The 19174-nt window shown below is 49.8% G+C and carries 18 protein-coding genes; 17 read left to right on the forward strand and 1 reads right to left on the reverse strand.

The annotated features are described in order from the left end of the window. Window positions 1-3: 3 nt before the first annotated feature. The 17 genes from KDM90_RS16400 to KDM90_RS16485 all read left to right on the forward strand — a co-directional run bounded on the left by KDM90_RS16400 (window position 4) and on the right by KDM90_RS16485 (window position 18029). Window positions 4-1185, forward strand: coding sequence for an acetyl-CoA C-acetyltransferase (locus KDM90_RS16400; protein ID WP_212676710.1), 1182 nt, complete (start codon window positions 4-6; stop codon window positions 1183-1185). Between the two features lie 74 nt (window positions 1186-1259). Beyond that, window positions 1260-1928 (forward strand): SDR family oxidoreductase, encoded by a 669-nt coding sequence (locus KDM90_RS16405; protein WP_212676711.1) that lies wholly within the window; start codon window positions 1260-1262, stop codon window positions 1926-1928. A 30-nt stretch (window positions 1929-1958) separates the two neighbouring features. After that, entirely contained in the window at window positions 1959-3104 is a 1146-nt protein-coding gene (locus tag KDM90_RS16410) for an acyl-CoA dehydrogenase family protein (RefSeq protein WP_212676712.1), read from the forward strand. Between the two features lie 369 nt (window positions 3105-3473). Then, window positions 3474-4079 (forward strand): 2-hydroxychromene-2-carboxylate isomerase, encoded by a 606-nt coding sequence (locus KDM90_RS16420; protein WP_212676714.1) that lies wholly within the window; start codon window positions 3474-3476, stop codon window positions 4077-4079. Between the two features lie 111 nt (window positions 4080-4190). Further along, entirely contained in the window at window positions 4191-4589 is a 399-nt protein-coding gene (locus KDM90_RS16425) for a rhodanese-like domain-containing protein (RefSeq protein WP_212676715.1), read from the forward strand. Window positions 4590-4594: 5 nt separating this feature from the next. Beyond that, window positions 4595-4891, forward strand: a complete 297-nt coding sequence (locus tag KDM90_RS16430) for a DUF7660 family protein (RefSeq protein WP_212676716.1) — start codon at window positions 4595-4597, stop codon at window positions 4889-4891. A gap of 364 nt (window positions 4892-5255) precedes the next feature. Next, a complete protein-coding gene (locus KDM90_RS16435) occupies window positions 5256-5633 on the forward strand; it encodes a YchJ family protein (protein WP_212676717.1) in 378 nt (125 codons plus the stop codon). Window positions 5634-5717: 84 nt separating this feature from the next. Beyond that, window positions 5718-7340, forward strand: a complete 1623-nt coding sequence (locus KDM90_RS16440; protein WP_212676718.1) for a carboxyl transferase domain-containing protein — start codon at window positions 5718-5720, stop codon at window positions 7338-7340. Window positions 7341-7506: 166 nt separating this feature from the next. Then, window positions 7507-8289 (forward strand): enoyl-CoA hydratase/isomerase family protein, encoded by a 783-nt coding sequence (locus tag KDM90_RS16445; RefSeq protein ID WP_212676719.1) that lies wholly within the window; start codon window positions 7507-7509, stop codon window positions 8287-8289. Between the two features lie 390 nt (window positions 8290-8679). Next, a complete protein-coding gene (gene bioA / locus KDM90_RS16450; protein ID WP_212676720.1) occupies window positions 8680-10035 on the forward strand; it encodes an adenosylmethionine--8-amino-7-oxononanoate transaminase in 1356 nt (451 codons plus the stop codon). Continuing rightward, entirely contained in the window at window positions 10032-11216 is a 1185-nt protein-coding gene (gene bioF / locus KDM90_RS16455; protein WP_212676721.1) for an 8-amino-7-oxononanoate synthase, read from the forward strand. The genes bioA and bioF overlap by 4 nt, the downstream gene beginning before the upstream one ends. Before the next feature lie 10 nt (window positions 11217-11226). Beyond that, complete coding sequence (gene bioD / locus KDM90_RS16460) at window positions 11227-11913, forward strand: dethiobiotin synthase (protein WP_212676722.1); 687 nt, start codon at window positions 11227-11229, stop codon at window positions 11911-11913. 19 nt (window positions 11914-11932) lie between these two features. Further along, window positions 11933-12982: a biotin synthase BioB gene (bioB, locus tag KDM90_RS16465; RefSeq protein ID WP_230409862.1), complete on the forward strand. Its 1050-nt coding sequence runs from the start codon at window positions 11933-11935 to the stop codon at window positions 12980-12982. 96 nt (window positions 12983-13078) lie between these two features. Beyond that, on the forward strand, window positions 13079-15070 hold the full coding sequence (locus KDM90_RS16470; RefSeq protein ID WP_212676723.1) for an acetyl/propionyl/methylcrotonyl-CoA carboxylase subunit alpha: 1992 nt from the start codon (window positions 13079-13081) through the stop codon (window positions 15068-15070). Between the two features lie 108 nt (window positions 15071-15178). After that, window positions 15179-16108, forward strand: coding sequence for a 2-hydroxyacid dehydrogenase (locus KDM90_RS16475; protein ID WP_212676724.1), 930 nt, complete (start codon window positions 15179-15181; stop codon window positions 16106-16108). Between the two features lie 2 nt (window positions 16109-16110). Further along, entirely contained in the window at window positions 16111-17055 is a 945-nt protein-coding gene (locus tag KDM90_RS16480; RefSeq protein ID WP_212676725.1) for a hydroxymethylglutaryl-CoA lyase, read from the forward strand. A 182-nt stretch (window positions 17056-17237) separates the two neighbouring features. After that, on the forward strand, window positions 17238-18029 hold the full coding sequence (locus KDM90_RS16485; protein WP_212676744.1) for a TIGR00266 family protein: 792 nt from the start codon (window positions 17238-17240) through the stop codon (window positions 18027-18029). 87 nt (window positions 18030-18116) lie between these two features. On the opposite strand, the gene KDM90_RS16490 is transcribed toward KDM90_RS16485, so the two are convergent. Beyond that, window positions 18117-19174: DUF4214 domain-containing protein (locus KDM90_RS16490; protein WP_212676726.1), on the reverse strand; the 1058-nt coding region annotated here is incomplete at its 5' end.

Genomic DNA, 19174 nt, shown 5'->3' on the forward strand with positions numbered 1-19174 from the left:
ACCATGAATGATCCTATCGTAATCGTCGGCGCCGCTCGTACACCTATGGGCGCGTTTCAAAGTGATTTCGCTTCTTTGACAGCGAGCCAACTCGGTGCTGTGGCGATTAAGGCGGCAGTTGAACGTGCTGGCGTTAAACCAGAATTGATCGAAGAGGTCTTGTTTGGTAACTGCTTGATGGCAGGTCAAGGCCAAGCGCCAGCACGCCAAGCTTTGTTGGCAGCGGGTTTGCCATTCTCTACTGGCGCAGTCACTTTGTCTAAGATGTGTGGCTCAGCGATGAAAGCGACCATGATGGCTTACGATGCCCTGCTCGCTGGTAGTAACGAGGTGCTCGTATCCGGCGGTATGGAATCGATGACCAATGCACCCTACATCATTCCTAAAGCACGTGGCGGCTATCGTATCGGTCACGGCACGATCATGGATCACATGATGCTAGATGGCTTGGAAGATGCATATGACAAAGGCCGCAGCATGGGCACATTCGCAGAAGATTGCTCCAGCAAATATGGCTTTACACGCGAAGCACAAGATGCGTTTGCCATTGCTTCCGTCACACGCGCACAAGCTGCAGCAACTAGCGGTGCCTTTGCTTGGGAAATTACACCAGTGACAGTCTCTGGCCGTGGCGGCGATGTGGTCATCGATAAAGACGAAGGCCCATTGAAAGCTAAGCTCGACAAGATTCCAAACTTGAAGCCAGCCTTCAAAAAAGACGGCACCATCACAGCAGCATCTTCGTCTTCCATCAACGATGGCGCAGCAGCCTTAGTCTTGATGCGCGAATCCAAAGCGAAAGAATTGGGCTTAACACCAATCGCTAAAATCTTAGGTCATGCCACTCATGCACAAGAACCAGGTTGGTTCACCACGGCACCAGTTGGCTCGATTGAAAAGCTCTACAAAAAAATCGGTTGGACAACAGCCGATGTGGATTTGTTTGAAGTCAACGAAGCCTTCGCCGCTGTGCCTATGGCAGCGATGCAAGATCTCGGTATCCCTCACGACAAGATGAACGTGCACGGTGGCGCTTGCGCACTCGGTCATCCAATCGGTGCTTCTGGTGCACGTATTATCGTGACGCTGATCGGTGCATTAAAAGCACGTGGCGGCAAACGCGGCGTGGCTTCTTTGTGTATCGGTGGTGGTGAAGCGACCGCGATGGCGATTGAGTTGGTGTAATTGTTTTTAGTTCCCTCTCCCGCAAGCGGGAGAAGGGAGATTGAAATAAGTAGGTAGAAAAAACGGAGTAAGCAATGCCAACAGCATTAATCATCGGAGCCTCACGCGGTATCGGTCGTGAATTCGCGCGCCAATACAAAGCCGCAGGTTGGCGCGTGATCGCTACTGCGCGCAAGTCCGAGGATCTAGCGGAGTTGACCGCGCATGGTTGTGAGGCCTTGCCGCTCGATGTGAACAATTTGAACGACTGTGCAGGTCTTGCATGGCGCTTAGACGATGAGAAGATCGACTTCGCAATTTTGAATGCAGGTGTCTTCGGCAGCAGAACCAATGGCTTGCAATCGCCGCAGCAAGAAGAGTTTGATCAAGTCATGCACACCAATGTGTTAGCCGCAATGCGCATACTGCCTTTGGTATTGCCCATGGTCGAAAACGCGAGTGGCAAGTTAGCCGTCTTGTCTTCGCGCATGGGCTCCATCGCTCTGCGTGAAAACAATGTGGCATGGTTGTATCGCGCCAGCAAAGCAGCCTTGAATTCGGTCTTGAAAGATGCATCGCTCAGCACGCAAAAAGCCACGTGCATCGCGTTTCATCCAGGTTGGGTGCAAACCGACATGGGTGGCGCAGGTGCAGAGATTAGCGTTGATGTCAGTGTCGCTGGCATGCGCGAGGTGATTGCAAATAGTAGTCGTGCGCAGAATGGGCAGTTTTTGAATTATGACGGATCGCCGTTGGCTTGGTAGGTTTTTTAAAATTTTAGAATCGAGTAACACATGCAACTAACATCAGAACACGAAATGATCCGCGACGCCGTGCGTAGTTTTGTACAAGAGCGCATCACACCAAATGCCGCGCGTTGGGATAAAGAACATCATTTCCCAGCAGCAGAACTCAAAGAATTAGCTGCAATGGGCGCCTATGGTGTCGCTGTGCCCGAAGAATTTGGTGGTGCAGGGATGGATTATTTGTCTTTGGCACTGGTGCTGGAAGAAATCGCGGCTGGTGATGGCGGTACTTCTACGGTCGTATCCGTAAATAATTGCCCGGTCTGCAGCATCGGCATGATGTATGCCAACGCAGAACAAAAAGAACAATGGTTACGTCCACTCGCCAGCGGCGAAAAACTCGGCGCATTTTGTTTGACCGAACCGCATGCAGGTAGTGACGCTTCTGATTTACGTACTACCGCGAGGTTAGAAAAAGGCGGCGAAGGCGACGAATACGTGTTGAACGGCGTGAAGCAATTCATCACCAGCGGCAAGCACGCTGACGTAGCGATTGTGATGGCGGTGACCGACAAAGCAGCGGGCAAAAAAGGCATTAGCGCATTCTGGGTCGATACCAAAACGCCAGGTTATATCGTTGCCAGCCTTGAGCATAAAATGGGCCAGCACTCGTCCGACACCGCACAAATCTTGTTCGAAAACTGCCGCATCCCCGCCGCCAATTTAATTGGTGAAGAAGGTATGGGTTACAAGATCGCCTTGTCCGGTTTGGAAGGCGGTCGCATCGGTATCGCTTCCCAATCAGTAGGCATGGCACGTGCGGCGTTCGAGGCAGCTTTAGCCTACGCTAAAGATAGACGCACATTTGGCAAGGCAATTTTTGAACATCAAGCCGTGCAATTCCGCTTGGCCGACATGGCGACACAAATCGAAGCCGCACGCCAATTGATTTGGCATGCAGCGAGCATGAAAGATGCGGGTAAACCATGTTTAAAAGAAGCCGCCATGGCGAAGTTGTTTGCGTCAGAAATGGCAGAAAAAGTGTGTTCCGATGCAATCCAAATTCACGGTGGATATGGCTATGTGAGCGACTTTCCAGTTGAACGTATTTATCGTGATGTGCGCGTATGTCAAATCTATGAGGGTAGTTCGGATATTCAAAAGATTTTGATTGGTCGTGGGTTGATGGATTGAGTCACTAGTAGATGAATCAGGGTGGGAGATAAGATTTGCCAACGATTGAGTTACTTGAAATTGTCAAAAGACTTTCCGACGGTAAGATATTGCTGAAACTTAAGTCTGGTGGGAAGCCATCCTATCAGTATGTATATCGAGCCGCCGCTGGCGTATATTGGTCGGAGCACGAATCATCATTTACATTCGACGCTCAATCGAATTCTGATCCAAAAGATTCGGTCGAACATGTTCGTAGAGTAGTTCGAGATGAAATGAAAATTTTGTTGTTGGCAGACGCTGGTACTGTTTTTGAAAATGTACCAAATTGTCTGCTCCGAAATTTGTAGTTTTGGTTGAGTTGGTGCAACTTAGTTTAAAGGATTACTTATGAATAAACGCATCGAATACTGGTTTGACTACGTTTCACCTTATGCTTACCTGACCACACAAGTGATCGAGGACTTGGCGACTAAGTATGGCTATACGATTGATTGGAAGCCCATGTTGTTGGGCGTAGTGTTTAAGACTACCAACTCCAGCCCATTGACGATGCGTCCGCCTATCATGGCAAATTATCACCAGCAAGACATGGAGCGCTCAGCTCGTTTCGCAGGTTTGCCGTTTATTTTGCCGAAACCATTCCCGATTAACACGCAAAACACCGCACGCGTTTGTTTATGGATGAAAGAAGTCGCACCAGAGCGCGTCGGTGAATTTACGCGTGGCGTGACTAAAGCCTACTTCTCAGGTCCCGCGGGTTTGAATGATATTGCGTGGTTAGCAGAGTATGTAGATCAAATGGCTCTAGATGGCGCAGCAGCGGCTGCCGCATGCAAGGACGAACGCTATAAAGCGCAACTGGCCGAGGCTTGCGAGGAAGCCGTCGGTAAAGGCGTATTCGGCGCACCATGGGTGATCGTGGATGGCGAGCCATTTTGGGGCAATGATAGATTGCCGCAATTAGAAAAATGGTTGGCTACAGGTGGATTTTGATTGAGTAGGGCGGGTCCAACCCGCGCCACCAAAACTTTAAGAACCACAGCAGCGCGGCTTGCATTCGCATTACGAGAATTTAGACACGGTAAAAGCGAGATTGGAAGAGACATGAAAAAAGGCTACAAACAATTAGTGGAAGAAGCTAACGCGCAGATCAAAACTTACAGCGTGGCGGAAGCACAAGCGAAACTAGCAGATCCGAATGTGCAGTTCATCGATGTGCGCGACATTCGCGAATTGGAACGCGAAGGCATCATCCCAGGCGCCTTCCACGCACCACGTGGCATGATCGAATTTTGGGTTGACCCCGATTCACCTTATTTCAAACCTGTATTCGGCGAACAAAAAGAATTCATCCTATTCTGCGCAGCCGGCTGGCGCAGTGCATTGACGACCAAGACGGTACAAGACATGGGCTTAGAAAATGTCGCGCATATTGATGGTGGATTTGGTGCTTGGAAAGCAGCGGGTGCGCCTACGGCGGTGAAAGAAAGTAAAAAGGCATAGAAGTTATGACCAAGGATCTTTTTGAATTAGTTAATTTGGTCGACAGTGAAGAGTCGTTTATATACTTCTTGGGATGTATTGCTCAGGATTGGCATGATTCAGAAAGAAAAGAAGTTGAAGCGCCGAGTTCGCTATATGGACCAACTCACAACGGCTGGGAAAATGGAACAATAGGTTCGTATCTAGAAGCTGCAGCAACGTGGGCAGAGGCATCAAAAAATGGGCTAGAGTTTTATAAGAAACCTGATAATCCTTGGCGTCGTGCTGCGGAAATTTTGTACATGGGGAAAATTTACGAGTAGGTAGGGCTTGTTATTTTTCGATTTTGACTTTCATCCGCTTCTAAGTCGCCAATGATGCGCAACAGAAAATGGAAAAAGAAAGTGTTGTTGTTTGAGCCGAAGGCGAGTTTCAACACTTTCCCATTTTTTGTTGTGCAGCATTGGGAACCCGAAGGGCGACTTAGTGCGGTCGCCTTTTTTGGGTTACCTTTTTTGGCGAAGCAAAAAAGGTAACTGGCTGTCGGGCCACACCCGACCTGTAAAGGTTGAGCTTGGCGCAGTCTGAAATTGAAATGAAGAGTAGTTTGCAGGTAGTCCGCGTCGATCGAATGTAAAGAAAGCAGCGCGGGTTTCACCCGCCCTACAAAGAAAAAATAGGTAAAGCGTGAGTAAAACAATCTGCCCCTGCGGCACTAACAAAGAATTCGCAGCATGTTGCGGCCGCTACGTCAGCGGCGCGGAAGTCGCGCCAACTGCAGAAGCATTAATGCGCTCACGTTACACCGCCTACACGCTCAACGACGAAGCGTACTTGCGAGCCACTTGGGATGAGCGGACTTGCCCGAAAGAATCCATCGTCGATGGCGGTGCGACCAAGTGGTTAGGATTGGAAGTGAAAAAGCACACAACACAAGAAAAAGAAGCGATGGTGGAATTTGTGGCGCGCTACAAAATTGGCGGTAAAGCCCATCGTTTGCACGAAAAGAGTCGATTCGTGAAATACGATGGTAAATGGTTTTATGTAGATGGAATTTACGAATAGTCACTCAATTAAAATTTCTTAGTACCAATGTGCTGGGAGCTCTCTTTCATTGAAGTGACACTGAATAAGTAATCTGGAAAAATTATGACAACATTAGATTCTAAATTGAACCCTCGTTCTGATGATTTCAAAGCCAATGCAGCGGCGATGCAGCTGATCGTCGATGATCTCAAGGCAAAAATCGCCCAAATTTCTTTAGGGGGCGGCGAGGCAGCACGCGAAAAACATTTGGCGCGCGGTAAGTTGCTACCACGTGATCGCGTGCAAATGTTGCTTGATCCGGGTACGCCCTTCCTCGAATTCTCGCAATTGGCCGCGTTCAATATGTATAAAGAAAAGAACGATGTCGATGCGGCGCCGAGCGCGGGTGTGATCACAGGTATCGGTCGGGTGGCTGGTCAAGAATGTGTGATCGTGTGTAACGATGCCACGGTAAAAGGCGGTACGTATTTCCCAATGACGGTGAAAAAACATTTGCGTGCACAAGAGATCGCCGAGCAAAACAATTTGCCTTGTATCTACCTCGTTGATAGCGGTGGTGCGAATTTGCCGAATCAAGATGAAGTGTTCCCAGATCGCGATCACTTTGGCCGTATTTTTTACAACCAAGCCAATATGTCTGCCAAAGACATTCCGCAAATCGCTGTCGTGATGGGCTCTTGTACAGCGGGTGGCGCTTACGTGCCAGCCATGAGTGATGAATCGATTATCGTCAAAGATCAAGGCACAATTTTCTTGGCGGGCCCGCCACTGGTGAAAGCCGCGACCGGTGAAGTGGTGAGTGCGGAAGATCTTGGCGGCGGCGATGTGCACACACGCTTGTCGGGTGTGGCAGATCATCTGGCGCAAAACGATACGCATGCATTGTCTTTGGCGCGCGGCATTGTTTCACATTTGAATCGTCACAAGCCACAGACGGTGGTGTTGAAACCTGTCGAAGAGCCGAAGTTTCCTGCGCAAGAGTTGTATGGCGTGATTCCAGTCGATACACGCAAACCTTTCGACGTGCGTGAAGTGATTGCCCGCATTGTTGATGGTAGCCATTTCGATGAATTTAAAGCGCGTTATGGTACGACTTTAGTCTGTGGCTTTGCACATATTCACGGCATGCCAGTTGGTATCGTCGCCAACAACGGTATTTTGTTTTCTGAAGCTGCCTTGAAGGGCGCGCATTTCATTGAGCTGTGCTGCCAACGTAAGATCCCGCTGGTGTTCTTGCAAAATATCACCGGCTTTATGGTCGGTCGTAAATATGAAAACGAAGGCATTGCGCGTAATGGCGCCAAGATGGTGACGGCGGTGGCGACGGCGAATGTACCGAAATTCACCGTGATTATCGGCGGCAGTTTTGGTGCTGGTAACTACGGTATGTGTGGTCGTGCCTATTCACCGCGCTTCATGTGGATGTGGCCGAACGCGCGTATTTCCGTGATGGGTGGCGAGCAAGCCGCGAGCGTGTTGGCAACCGTGCGTCGTGATGGCATTGAGGCAAAAGGTGGTAGCTGGAGCGCCGAAGAAGAAGCCGCGTTTAAACAACCGATCAAAGATCAATACGAACACCAAGGCCATCCTTACTATGCATCGGCTCGCTTGTGGGATGACGGTGTAATTGATCCGGCGGATACGCGTATGGTGTTGGGATTGGGATTGAGTGCTGCGTTGAACGCACCGATTCCGGATGCGAAGTTTGGGATATTCAGAATGTGACGTCCACTACGCTAAATCCAATGTTCGGGCGCATTGCGGCGTTGCAAATCCTCGCAATATCGACATATTGCTCCGGTGTGCGCCTTGCACTGCATCCCGATCATTGAATTTTTCGCAGTGTCCGTACCTCCAGAAAAGTTGTAGAAAATCGTAACAAGGAAGTCTTATGTACCAAACCCTAACCCTCACCCGCGACAACAAAGTCGCGACGGTCACTCTTAACCGCCCTGACGTGCGCAATGCGTTTAACGAAACGACGATTGCGGAGATTACGCAGGTGTTTAATGAATTGAGTGGCGATACCAGTATTCGTGCGATCGTGTTGGCGGCGAATGGTCCTGCATTTTGTGCGGGTGCTGATCTCAATTGGATGAAGAAGATGGCGGACTATACGCATGCGGAGAATGTGGCCGATGCGGGGCAATTAGCGGCGATGTTGGCGGCGATTTACACCTGTACTAAACCCGTGGTGGCGCAAGTGCAGGGCGATTGCTATGCGGGTGGCATGGGCTTGGTCGCGACTTGTGATGTGATTGTGTCGGTCGATACCGCGCAGTTCTGCTTGAGCGAGGTCAAGCTGGGCTTGATTCCGGCCACGATTTCACCGTATGTGATTAAAGCCATGGGCGAGAATGCCGCACGTCGTTATTTCCTAACAGCTGAGCGTTTTGATGCGGCACAGGCTTTGCGTATTGGCTTCGTGCATGAAGTGGTCGCTGCTGATGCATTGACGTCGAAAGTCGCTGAAATCGTGAAAGCATTGGTGACGAATAGCCCGAATGCGGTTGCACAAGCTAAAGTTTTGGTGCGCGAGGTTGGTGGTGGCGAAATTACATCAGAGTTGATTGCGAATACGGTGGAAGGCATTGCGGCGATTCGTGCCTCTGAAGAAGGACGTGAAGGTGTGCGTTCTTTCCTTGAGAAGCGCAAGCCGAGCTGGTTGGTGTGATCACGTATAATGGCGGGTTTTGGTAGGATTGCAATTTTTGGGATTTTTACTCCCTTCTCCCGCAAGCGGCGGGTTTGTAAATTAGGGTAGGGGATGTGGGGAGTGCAGGTTTCTGCAAAGTAAGCGTAGTACTAACATTACAGATTTCTGAACCACCCTCACCCTAACCCTCTCCCGCTTGAGGGAGAGGGGACTAAGAGCAAATTCGTAGGGCGGGTGCAACCCGCGCCGCCTAGTCGTAGAGCAATAGCGCGGGTTGCAGCCGCCCTACAAAAAATGCAGGGCATGAATACCGGCGCATTCCGGTAAGACAGCAAGACATAGAAGTAAGAAGTTTGATGCAAACGAGAGAAGTTGGTTTTGAAGAAATCAGGAACAAATTTGAACGCAGTGAATACATCAGCTAGCACATCCGACTGGGTAAAACGTAGTCTGCAAAGCGTCTGGCATCCGTGCACGCAAATGCAGCACCACGAGACTATGCCTTTGATTCCGGTGAGTCATGGCCGTGGCGCCTGGCTGGTCGATATGGAAGGCAAACGTTACCTTGATGGGATAAGTTCATGGTGGGTGAATTTGTTCGGCCACGCGAATCCACGTATCAACACAGCGCTCAAAGATCAACTTGATCAATTAGAACATGCGATGTTGGCAGGTTTCACGCATGAGCCTGTGATTCGCTTATCTGAAAAATTATCGGCTTTAACTGGCGGCGTACTTGGCCATTCTTTTTATGCATCAGATGGCGCATCGGCGACCGAAATCGCCTTGAAGATGAGTTTCCATTTTTGGCGCAATCAAGGTCAAACCGAGAAACAAGAATTCATCTGCTTGAAAGGTAGTTACCACGGTGAGACTATAGGCGCGCTGGCGGTGACCGATGTGGCTTTATTCCGCGATGCTTATGGCCCCATGATACGCAACGCCCACGTGGTTGCTTCGCCAGATGCGCGTCAGGCGCAAGAAGGTGAAACAGCGATCGATATTGCACGCCGTGCAGCGGCTGATATGGAACGCTGCTTGCAAGAACGTGCAGGCAAAATTGCGGCGGTGATTTTAGAACCTTTAGTGCAATGCGCGACAGGCTTTGCCATGCACGATCCTGAATACTTGCGTTTAGTGCGCGCCTTGTGCGATCAATACCAAGTGCATTTGATTGCGGATGAAATCGCGGTCGGTTGCGGTCGAACGGGAACTTTCTTCGCTTGCGAAAATGCGCAAATCTGGCCTGATTTTGTCTGCTTATCCAAAGGGATTAGTGGTGGCTATTTGCCGCTGTCTTTGGTGATGACGCGCGAAGCGATCTATCAAGGCTTTTACGATAGCGATGTGCGTCGTGGCTTCTTGCATTCACATTCTTATACTGGCAATCCCTTGGCTTGCCGCGCCGCACTGGCGACCTTGGAAATTTTCGAGACTGATGATGTGTTGGCGCAAAATCGCGTGAAGGCTGCCAGCATTACTCAGGCTTTACAGCCACTCGCACAACATCAGCAAGTGAAGCATTTTCGTCAGCAAGGCATGATGTGGGCTTTCGACGCTGTGTTTGATGACGCGAATGCTCCAGCTGCAAAAACATTCTCTCGCCGTTTCTTTACCCAAGCCTTGCAAGAAGAATTATTGTTGCGCCCGATTGGTAACACCGTGTATTTGATGCCGCCGTATATTTTAAATCCAGAAGAAGTGAGTTTGGTGGGTGAGCGCATGCTGAAAGTCTTCAATCACGTGATGGGAGAAGCTGCATGATTTTGCTCGATCAAATTCAAAACCAATTAGCAATCTTAGACAGCAAGAGTTTGCGTCGACGTCGTCGTCATGCCGAGAGCCCGAGTGCGCCGCGTGTCAAAGTTGATGGCCGCGATATGCTGGCGTTTTGTAGTAATGATTATCTTGGCCTGGCAGCACATCCAAAAATTATCGCCGCGTTGCAAGAAGGTGCGGACTTATATGGTGTTGGTAGCGGTGCTTCGCATTTGATTAGCGGCCATAGTCGCGCTCACGCTGTGCTCGAAGAGCGTCTAGCTGAATTTGTCGCGCCGCATTTGGTGGATGCTAAGGCGCTGTATTTTTGCACAGGCTATATGGCGAATCTTGCCGTGTTGGCCGGCTTGGCTGCGGTGTCTGGTAAAGAGACAGAATTATTTTCCGAATCGCTCAACCATGCGTCTTTGATCGATGGCGCTAAATTGTCGCGCGCAAAGTTGCAGGTGTATCCGCATGGTGATGTCACGACTTTGCGTAGCATGCTGCAAGCGTCGTCAGCGGCGACGAAAATCGTCGTCAGCGATAGTGTCTTTAGTATGGATGGCAACTTGGCTCCTGTGCCGGAATTGCTCGCTCTGTGCGAAGCATTTAATGCTTGGTTAGTGATCGACGATGCTCACGGTTTTGGGACATTGGGTGTGAATGGACGTGGTGTGTTAGAGCACTTCAATTTACGTTCGCCTAACCTGGTCTACATGGGAACTTTAGGCAAATCGGCTGGAGTCGGCGGCGCTTTCGTGGCTGCACATGCCGATGTGATCGAATGGTTGGTCAACAAGGCGCGTCCTTATATTTATACGACGGCTGCACCGCCGGCTTTGGCGCATGCCTTGTTGACGAGTTTAGATATTATCCAAGGCGAAGAAGGACATGCGCGCCGTGCCCAATTGCAAACTTTGATTACGCAATTGCGCCGCGATTTGAAACTTAAACGCTGGACTTTAATGCCATCTGATACAGCGGTGCAACCGATTGTGATCGGTGATAACGCGGAAAGTTTGAAATCAGCAGCAACTCTGTACGAACAAGGATTTTGGGTGCCAGCGATACGACCTCCAACCGTGCCAGTAGGAACAGCGCGTTTGCGCATTACTTTGTCGGCCGCGCATACCGCGGAAGATTTGGCTTTGTTGATTGATGCTGTGAATGGTTTGGAAGAATAAAACGATACAAATGCAAAACAGAACAAACGATTATTTCATCACAGGCACTGATACCGAGATCGGTAAGACTTTTACGACGTCCGCCTTGTTGCGCGCTTTCACGCAGCAAGGAAAATCGACGCTAGGGATGAAGCCCATCGCTTCGGGTGCGGATGAGATCGACGGTGTTTTGCATAACGAAGATGTCGATAGTTTGGTCGCTGCATCGAGCGTGAAAGCGCCACAGGAAATTGTGGTGCCTTATTTGATGCGTACACCAGCGGCACCGCATATTGTGGCGCAGTTAGAAAATGTGAAGATGGATGTGCAGCATATTCAGCACTGCTATCAACAAGCGCAAGGCCTCGCGGATGTGGTTTTGGTGGAAGGCGTAGGTGGATTTTGTGTGCCGCTCAATGACGATACGAGTACCGTCGATCTGGCACGGCGCTTGGGCTTGCCGGTGATTTTGGTGGTCGGTATGCGTTTGGGTTGTATTAACCATGCAATGCTCACAGCACAAGCGATTCGCGCGAGTGGTTTGCGTTTGGCGGCATGGGTGGCCAACACGGTTGATACGGAAATGCGGTTTTTTGATGAGAATGTAGAAGCATTACGGCAGCGTCTCGGCGCGCCATGTTTAGGTGTAGTGCCGCGCTTAGCTGCCGATCAGGTTGCGCAAGCGAGTCAGTATTTAGATTTGAATTTATTGAAGTAAGGAAGAGATCATGGAATCAATGATGGATCAAACAGTCGGTCATGAAAGTAAGGTAGAAAATACGCAGCCAGTCACGTTTCAAACGCCAGTCAAGCCGATTACGGCGGAGACTTGGCCTGTAGAAGACGTCATGGCATTGTTCGATCTGCCGTTCAATGATTTGCTCTTCAAGGCGCAAGTTTTGCATCGTGAGAATTTCCCGAATGGCGACGTCGAATTGGCAACCTTGTTGTCGATCAAAACCGGTGGCTGCGAAGAAGATTGTGGCTACTGCCCACAAGCTGCGCGTTACGACACGGGTGTTGAAGCCAAAAAGATGATGGATGTGCGCGAAGTTTTGAATGCAGCCAAAGCGGCACGTGAAAGCGGCGCGACCCGTTTCTGTATGGGTGCCGCATGGCGTTCACCTAAAGATCGCGACATGGAAAAAGTCGAAACCATGGTGCGTGAAGTGAAGGCGATGGGCTTAGAAACCTGCGCTACTTTAGGGATGCTCAAAGAAGAGCAAGCGCAGCGTTTGAAAGACGCTGGCCTCGATTACTACAACCACAATCTCGACACCGCACCTGAGTTCTACAACAACGTGATTTCGACGCGTGATTACCAAGATCGTTTGGATACCTTAGGCCACGTGCGTACAGCAGGCCTTAAAGTCTGCTGTGGCGGTATCGTCGGTATGGGCGAAACACGTCGTCAACGTGCTGGTTTGATCGCGCAATTAGCAAACTTAAATCCTTACCCGGAGTCAGTGCCAGTGAATCATTTGGTGCAAGTTGAAGGCACTCCTTTGCATGGTCTTGATCCACTCGATCCATTGGAATTCGTACGCACCATCGCCGTAGCACGTATCACCATGCCGAAAGCGCGCGTGCGTTTATCTGCCGGTCGTCGTCAAATGGGCGAAGCAGTACAAGCGATGTGTTTCTTGGCTGGCGCGAATTCGATTTTCTACGGCGATAAATTGTTGACGACAGATAATCCAGAAGCCGAAGACGACAAAGTCTTGTTGGAAAAATTGGGTTTGAAAACGCGTGGTGTGGTGGAGAAAAAAGCAGGAAATTGTAGTTAAACCAGGCGCGCATTTCTCTGCGACAGTCAGTGAAATTCAGTGAAATTCAGCAAGAAAATACTTAATAAAGAAAACGACGATAGAAAGACAAAAATCATGTTTAGCAAAATCCTTATCGCCAATCGTGGCGAAATTGCTTGCCGTGTTGCCGCGACAGCCCGTCGCATGGGCATTAAGACTGTTGCGGTGTACTCCGAAGCGGATGCCAATGCTAAACATGTGGCCGTGTGCGATGAAGCGGTCTTGATTGGCCCAGCGCCAGCGAAAGAAAGCTATCTGCGTGCCGATAAGATTATCGAAGTCGCATTGGCAACGGGTGCGCAAGCGATCCATCCGGGCTACGGCTTCTTGTCTGAGAATAGTGAGTTCGCGAATGCCTGTGCGAAAGCGGGTATCGCTTTCATTGGACCACCAGCGTCAGCGATTGAAGCGATGGGCAGTAAGTCTGCCGCCAAGTCTTTGATGGAAAAGGCCAACGTACCTTTGGTGCCCGGCTATCACGGCGACAACCAAGATCCTGATTTCTTGCAAAACGAAGCGGATCGCATCGGCTACCCTGTGTTGTTGAAAGCCAGTGCTGGTGGCGGTGGTAAAGGCATGCGTGTGATTGAGCACAGCAAGGACTTTAAAGATGGCTTGGCATCTTGCAAGCGCGAAGCGATCAATTCCTTTGGCGATGATAAAGTGCTTGCTGAAAAATATTTGCAACGTCCTCGCCACATTGAGATCCAAGTGTTCGCGGATACGCATGGCAATTGTGTTTATCTATTTGAGCGTGATTGTTCAGTACAACGTCGTCATCAAAAAGTATTGGAAGAAGCCCCAGCGCCAGGCATGACAGCGGAACGTCGAGCCGCGATGGGTGAAGCAGCAGTCGCCGCAGCAAAAGCGGTGGGTTATGTTGGTGCTGGTACGGTCGAATTCATCGCCAACCAAGATGGTTCTTTCTATTTCATGGAAATGAACACGCGTTTGCAGGTGGAACATCCAGTGACCGAAATGATCACAGGCACTGATTTGGTAGAGTGGCAGTTACGTGTCGCAGCGGGAGAAGAATTACCTTTGCAACAGTCGCAATTGCAGATTCATGGCCACGCAATTGAAGCGCGTGTGTATGCAGAAAATCCAGAAAAAGGTTTCTTGCCATCGATCGGTACTTTGCGCCACGCACGTACGCCGAGCGCTGTGAATTTTGAACTCGGTGGTTCACCAGATCCCGCTGCGTTTAGGATTGATAGTGGCGTACGCGAAGGCGACACGATTTCACCTTTCTACGACCCGATGATTGCGAAGATGATCGTGTGGGGCAAGGACAGAACCGAAGCCTTGGCGCGCATGGCACAAGCTTTGGCGCAATATCAGATTGTTGGCTTGAATTCGAATATCGCATTTTTATCGCGCCTCATTACCAGTCAAGCTTTCTCAACGGCGGATTTAGATACGGGCTTGATCGAACGCAATCAAGCCGCCTTATTTCCTACGCCAGCTCCGGCCAATTTAGCAATCTTGTCTTTGGCTGCGGTGTCCTTGTTGCAGTCAGAAAAATCGACAGGCGCAGATCCATGGCAAAGTAGTCAAGGCTGGCGCATGAATAGCTACATGCAACGTGGATTGCAATTCGCTGAAGAACATCAAACGCATGCAGTGCAAGTGACCTACACCCAAGACGCATGGGTCATCGCAGCAAATGGCGAAAGCGAAACTGTGCGCTTAGTGTCGCGCAGTGGTGACGATGTCGTGTTAGCTATCGCAGAGCAAACCGTGAAAGGCACGGTAGTACGCGATGGCGAACATTTCCACGTATTTAGCCAAGGCACGCACTACGATTTGCATTACAACGATGTGATGGCACATGCGGGCGAAGCCGAAGCAGAAGGCGGTCGTTTAACCGCACCGATGCCAGGCAAGATCGTCGAAGTGGTGGTGAAGAACGGTCAAGAAGTGAAGAAAGGCGATGCGCTCTTGATCATGGAAGCGATGAAGATGGAGCACACCATTTCCGCACCGCACGACGGCGTGGTCGAAGAAGTCTTGTACGCGGTGGGTGATCAGGTTACGGAAGGCGCGCCGTTGCTAAATTTCAAGTAGTGAAAATTTTAGAACCCATCTTCCGCAAGCGGGAGAGAGGCTGGTTGCACCCCCACTACAATTTGACTTGATCGTTCAAATGATTTTTTAAATTGGTAGATCAGAAAAATGAACATAATCTATTACGCAGCAGGTGCGAATCCCGACGTTTGGTTAAACGCTTTTCACCGCTATCTGCCCGATGCCAATATTCGTATTTGGGAAGAGGGCGATAACGCGCCAGCCGATTATGCGCTAGTTTGGAAACCGCCTGCTGCCATGCTGCGTGGACGTGCCGATTTGAACGCGATCTTCAATCTTGGCGCTGGTGTTGATGCGATCTTGCAATTAGGTGATGCCTTGCCGCAAGGCGTGCCTTTGATTCGCGTCGATGATGCGGGCATGGGTGTACAGATGGCTGAATATGTCAGCCACGCAGTGCTGCGTCATTTCCGTCGTTTTGATGAATACGATAGCTTGCAAGCAGACAAGCAATGGCGCGCTTTGCCGCAACATGATAAAGCGGATTTTAGTATTGGCATTTTAGGTCTTGGCGTTTTAGGCAATTGCATCATTGATGGTCTACGTAGCTTCGGCTTCCCTTTGCTTGGTTGGAGTCGCTCCCCAAAACAGATTGCCGGTGTGCAGTGTTTTCATGGCGATGAAGGCTTGGATGCTTTTTTAAGTCAAACCAAAGTCTTGGTGTTGATTTTGCCGCTGACTAAAGAGACAGCAAATCTAATGGATAAAACCAAGATGGCGAAGTTGAAGCAGGGCGCTTATATTGTGAACGTCGCACGTGGCGCACACATTGTTGAAGAAGACTTATTATCACTGATTCAGCAAGGCCACATTGCTGGCGCGACACTCGATGTGTTCCGCGAAGAGCCATTGCCAACAGCACATCCATTCTGGAGTGAAAAACGTATCCACATCACGCCGCATATTTCCGCATTAACCGTACGTGACGAGAGCGCGCAGCAAATTGCGAATAAGATCGCTGCCTTGCAGCGTGGTGAATCGGTGGTTGGTGTGGTGGATCAAAGTAAAGGATATTGAAAATGAATACGCAACTGAATACCGCATTGAATCAACAACCGAGTCTACCTAAGCAAGTCAAAATCGTCGAAGTCGGCCCGCGTGACGGACTGCAAAACGAGAAAGAAACGATCTCCGCAGAAGTGAAAATTGAACTCGTTGATCGTTTGACTAAAGCAGGTTTCGTGAATATCGAAGCAGCTTCTTTTGTCTCACCGAAATGGGTGCCGCAAATGGCGACCTCAACCGAGGTGATGGCGGGAATACAGCGCAAGGCAGGCGTGATTTATTCTGCGTTGACGCCGAATATGAAAGGCTTTGAAGCAGCATTGGCTGCCGGTGCGGACGAAGTGGTGATCTTTAGTTCTGCCTCCGAAGCCTTTGCGCAAAAAAATATCAATTGTTCGATTGCGGAATCGATAGAGCGTTTCCGCGATGTGGCAGCGGCGGCGAAACAGCATAGGATTCGATTGCGCGGGAGTATCAGTTGCGCATTTGGTTGTCCGTATCAAGGCGAAGTCACTCCTGAACAAGTCGCTGATGTGGTGAAGTTGATGCGCGATCTTGGCTGCGATGAAATCGACATTGCCGATACGATAGGCGTCGGTACGCCACGTCATGTACAAGCCGTGATGCAACGCGTTGCGCAGGAATTTCCAATCGCGCAAATCTCCGGCCACTTTCACGATACTTACGGACAGGCCTTGGCGAATATTTACGCCAGCATGGAAGTTGGCGTCAGCATTTTCCACTCTTCTGTTGCCGGTCTCGGCGGCTGTCCGTATGCTAAAGGTGCGACTGGCAATGTCGCTACCGAGGATGTGCTGTTTATGATGCAAGGACTCGGTGTCGACACTTGTATCGATCTCAATCAAGTGGTCGATGCGGGCCAATTCATTTCTCAACACCTAGGACGCAAAGCGGTTAGTCGTGCAGGTAACGCGATAGCCGCCAAAAGGATTGCATGAGATTCGTCGATCAGCAAGACTTTGGTATGTGTATTGGTGTTCGGTATTCCTAAAAAATTTTTACCGGATTATTTTGTCCTTCATCAAAATTAATCTGGTTAAAATGCTGCTCAGTCTCCGTGACGTGGCAAGTAAGATGCTGGTCAATGGAACATTCCTATAATCATACAGAGGGTATCAACATGGCAATGGACGTAATTGATTATCAGATTTTTGGCGATGACATGCAGTTTGTCGAGATCGAATTAGATCCGCGTGAAGCCGTCGTGGGCGAAGCTGGGTCCATGTTTTACATGGAAGATCAGATCCAGATGGAGACCATTTTTGGTGATGGTGCAGCGTCGCAGGGGGGGCTTTTGGGCTCCTTGATGGGTGCCGGAAAAAGGCTGTTGACGGGCGAGTCTTTGTTTACCACGGTCTATACCAACCAAGGATCTGGTAAGCGCAAAGTTGCCTTCGGTGCACCTTATCCTGGTCGGATTATTCCTATGCATCTTGATCAATTAGGCGGTACTTTGTTGTGTCAGAAGGACGCGTTCCTCTGTGCTGCGAAAGGTGTTTCGCTCGGTATCGCTTTTCAGAAACGTTTGGGTGCGGGATTCTTTGGTGGTGAAGGATTCATTCTACAGAAGCTAGAGGGTGACGGCTTGGCTTTCGTTCATGCAGGTGGGGCACTCATCGCCAAAGATCTACAACCCGGCGAAACCCTGCGTGTCGACACAGGTTGTGTGGTTGCCTTCACTAGTAATGTGGACTACGACATTCAGTTTGTTGGTGGTGTTAAAACAGCGCTATTTGGCGGCGAGGGTATTTTCTTCACGACTTTGCGCGGACCTGGTCGTGTTTGGCTCCAATCTTTACCGTTAGCGAGAATGGCAAACCGCATCGTTGGCGCTTCCAAAATGGGCGGCAGCCGAGGTGGTGAAGAGGGATCTGTCTTAGGTGGTTTGGGCAATTTGTTTGAGCGGGACTAAACTCTCTCCCAAGCTTGCCCTTAGTTTAAGATCTACAAACAAAAAAACCTGTCTCGCGACAGGTTTTTTTTATCTCAATCACAAAACTTAAAGTAAGTCTGTCACCAGATGCATCCCAACCAATTCGACTTGCGGTGAGGAGTGCATGAGTGCTGCAACTTGTGAAACGGAATTGGCGGTCTGTAGACTCAATAAAGCTGCCTCCAAACTGTCATCCGACGCATCGACCTTGGTCAATAACAGTTTAGCCGCATGGTAAGCGACATCAAGGTCGGAAGCCTCACGAGGATCGCTCGCACTACCAAATTTCATCGCGAACTCTAAACCTAGATCGACACGATTGAGCAATGCATTCTGACGCACACTCGCAGCCCAATAATCTGCATCACTCAAGGCTTGAGATTTTTTCGCCGAAACTAAATCGGCGGTGATGGTTGCTAAGGCAAACTCGGCAAGCATATCGGGACGCGATTGGCCTTGATTGATTTTACCCGTCCAATATGCGACGCCTGTGCTGTCACCTTGATTGCCTAAACCCTCTTTGTACATGACTTCAACAAATTGTTGATTACTCAAACTAGCATAGTCACTGAGGAAACGAGAATGTCCTGCAAAAGCCCGAGCGATATCGGTCATGGTTTTGCCATGTTCCATTTCACTGAGCCAGTATTGCAAGCCGCTGTAGTCAGGCGCGCGGTGATACATCAGCGTATAAAGGGCTGCGATTTTTTCGCTATTGGATCGATTGGCAATGTGACTCTCGAGTATGTGCGGCGCACTGATGTCCGCTTGCGTGATACTGGTTCCGGTCAAGTTGACGATATTATTCGCAGCCTGATTTAAGCTCAACGCAACACTGCCATCGCCGCCTAACTGATTGACTTGGACGCGATACAGGTTGTCGTAGATTTTTTCGACGAACTGAATCTGACCTTGTGCATTTCCAGTGAAATTGAGTTTGAAATCGCTGACATCGACTTGCTTGACGGAGTCGGAGAAGCGGACGTTAAAGCTGAGCGTATCGGCATTTCTAGGACTGACCTGAGCGAGTTGAGCTTGACTGAGCTGAAGTTGGTTCAGTGTGATTAAGCCAGGCGCACCGGGATCGACGATACGGCCGTTGGCAAGGCCGTCAGCGTCAAAGC

The sequence above is a fragment of the Affinundibacterium fentianense genome (assembly GCF_018139545.1).
GTDB classification, from domain to species: Bacteria; Pseudomonadota; Gammaproteobacteria; order Burkholderiales; family Burkholderiaceae_D; genus Undibacterium; species Undibacterium fentianense.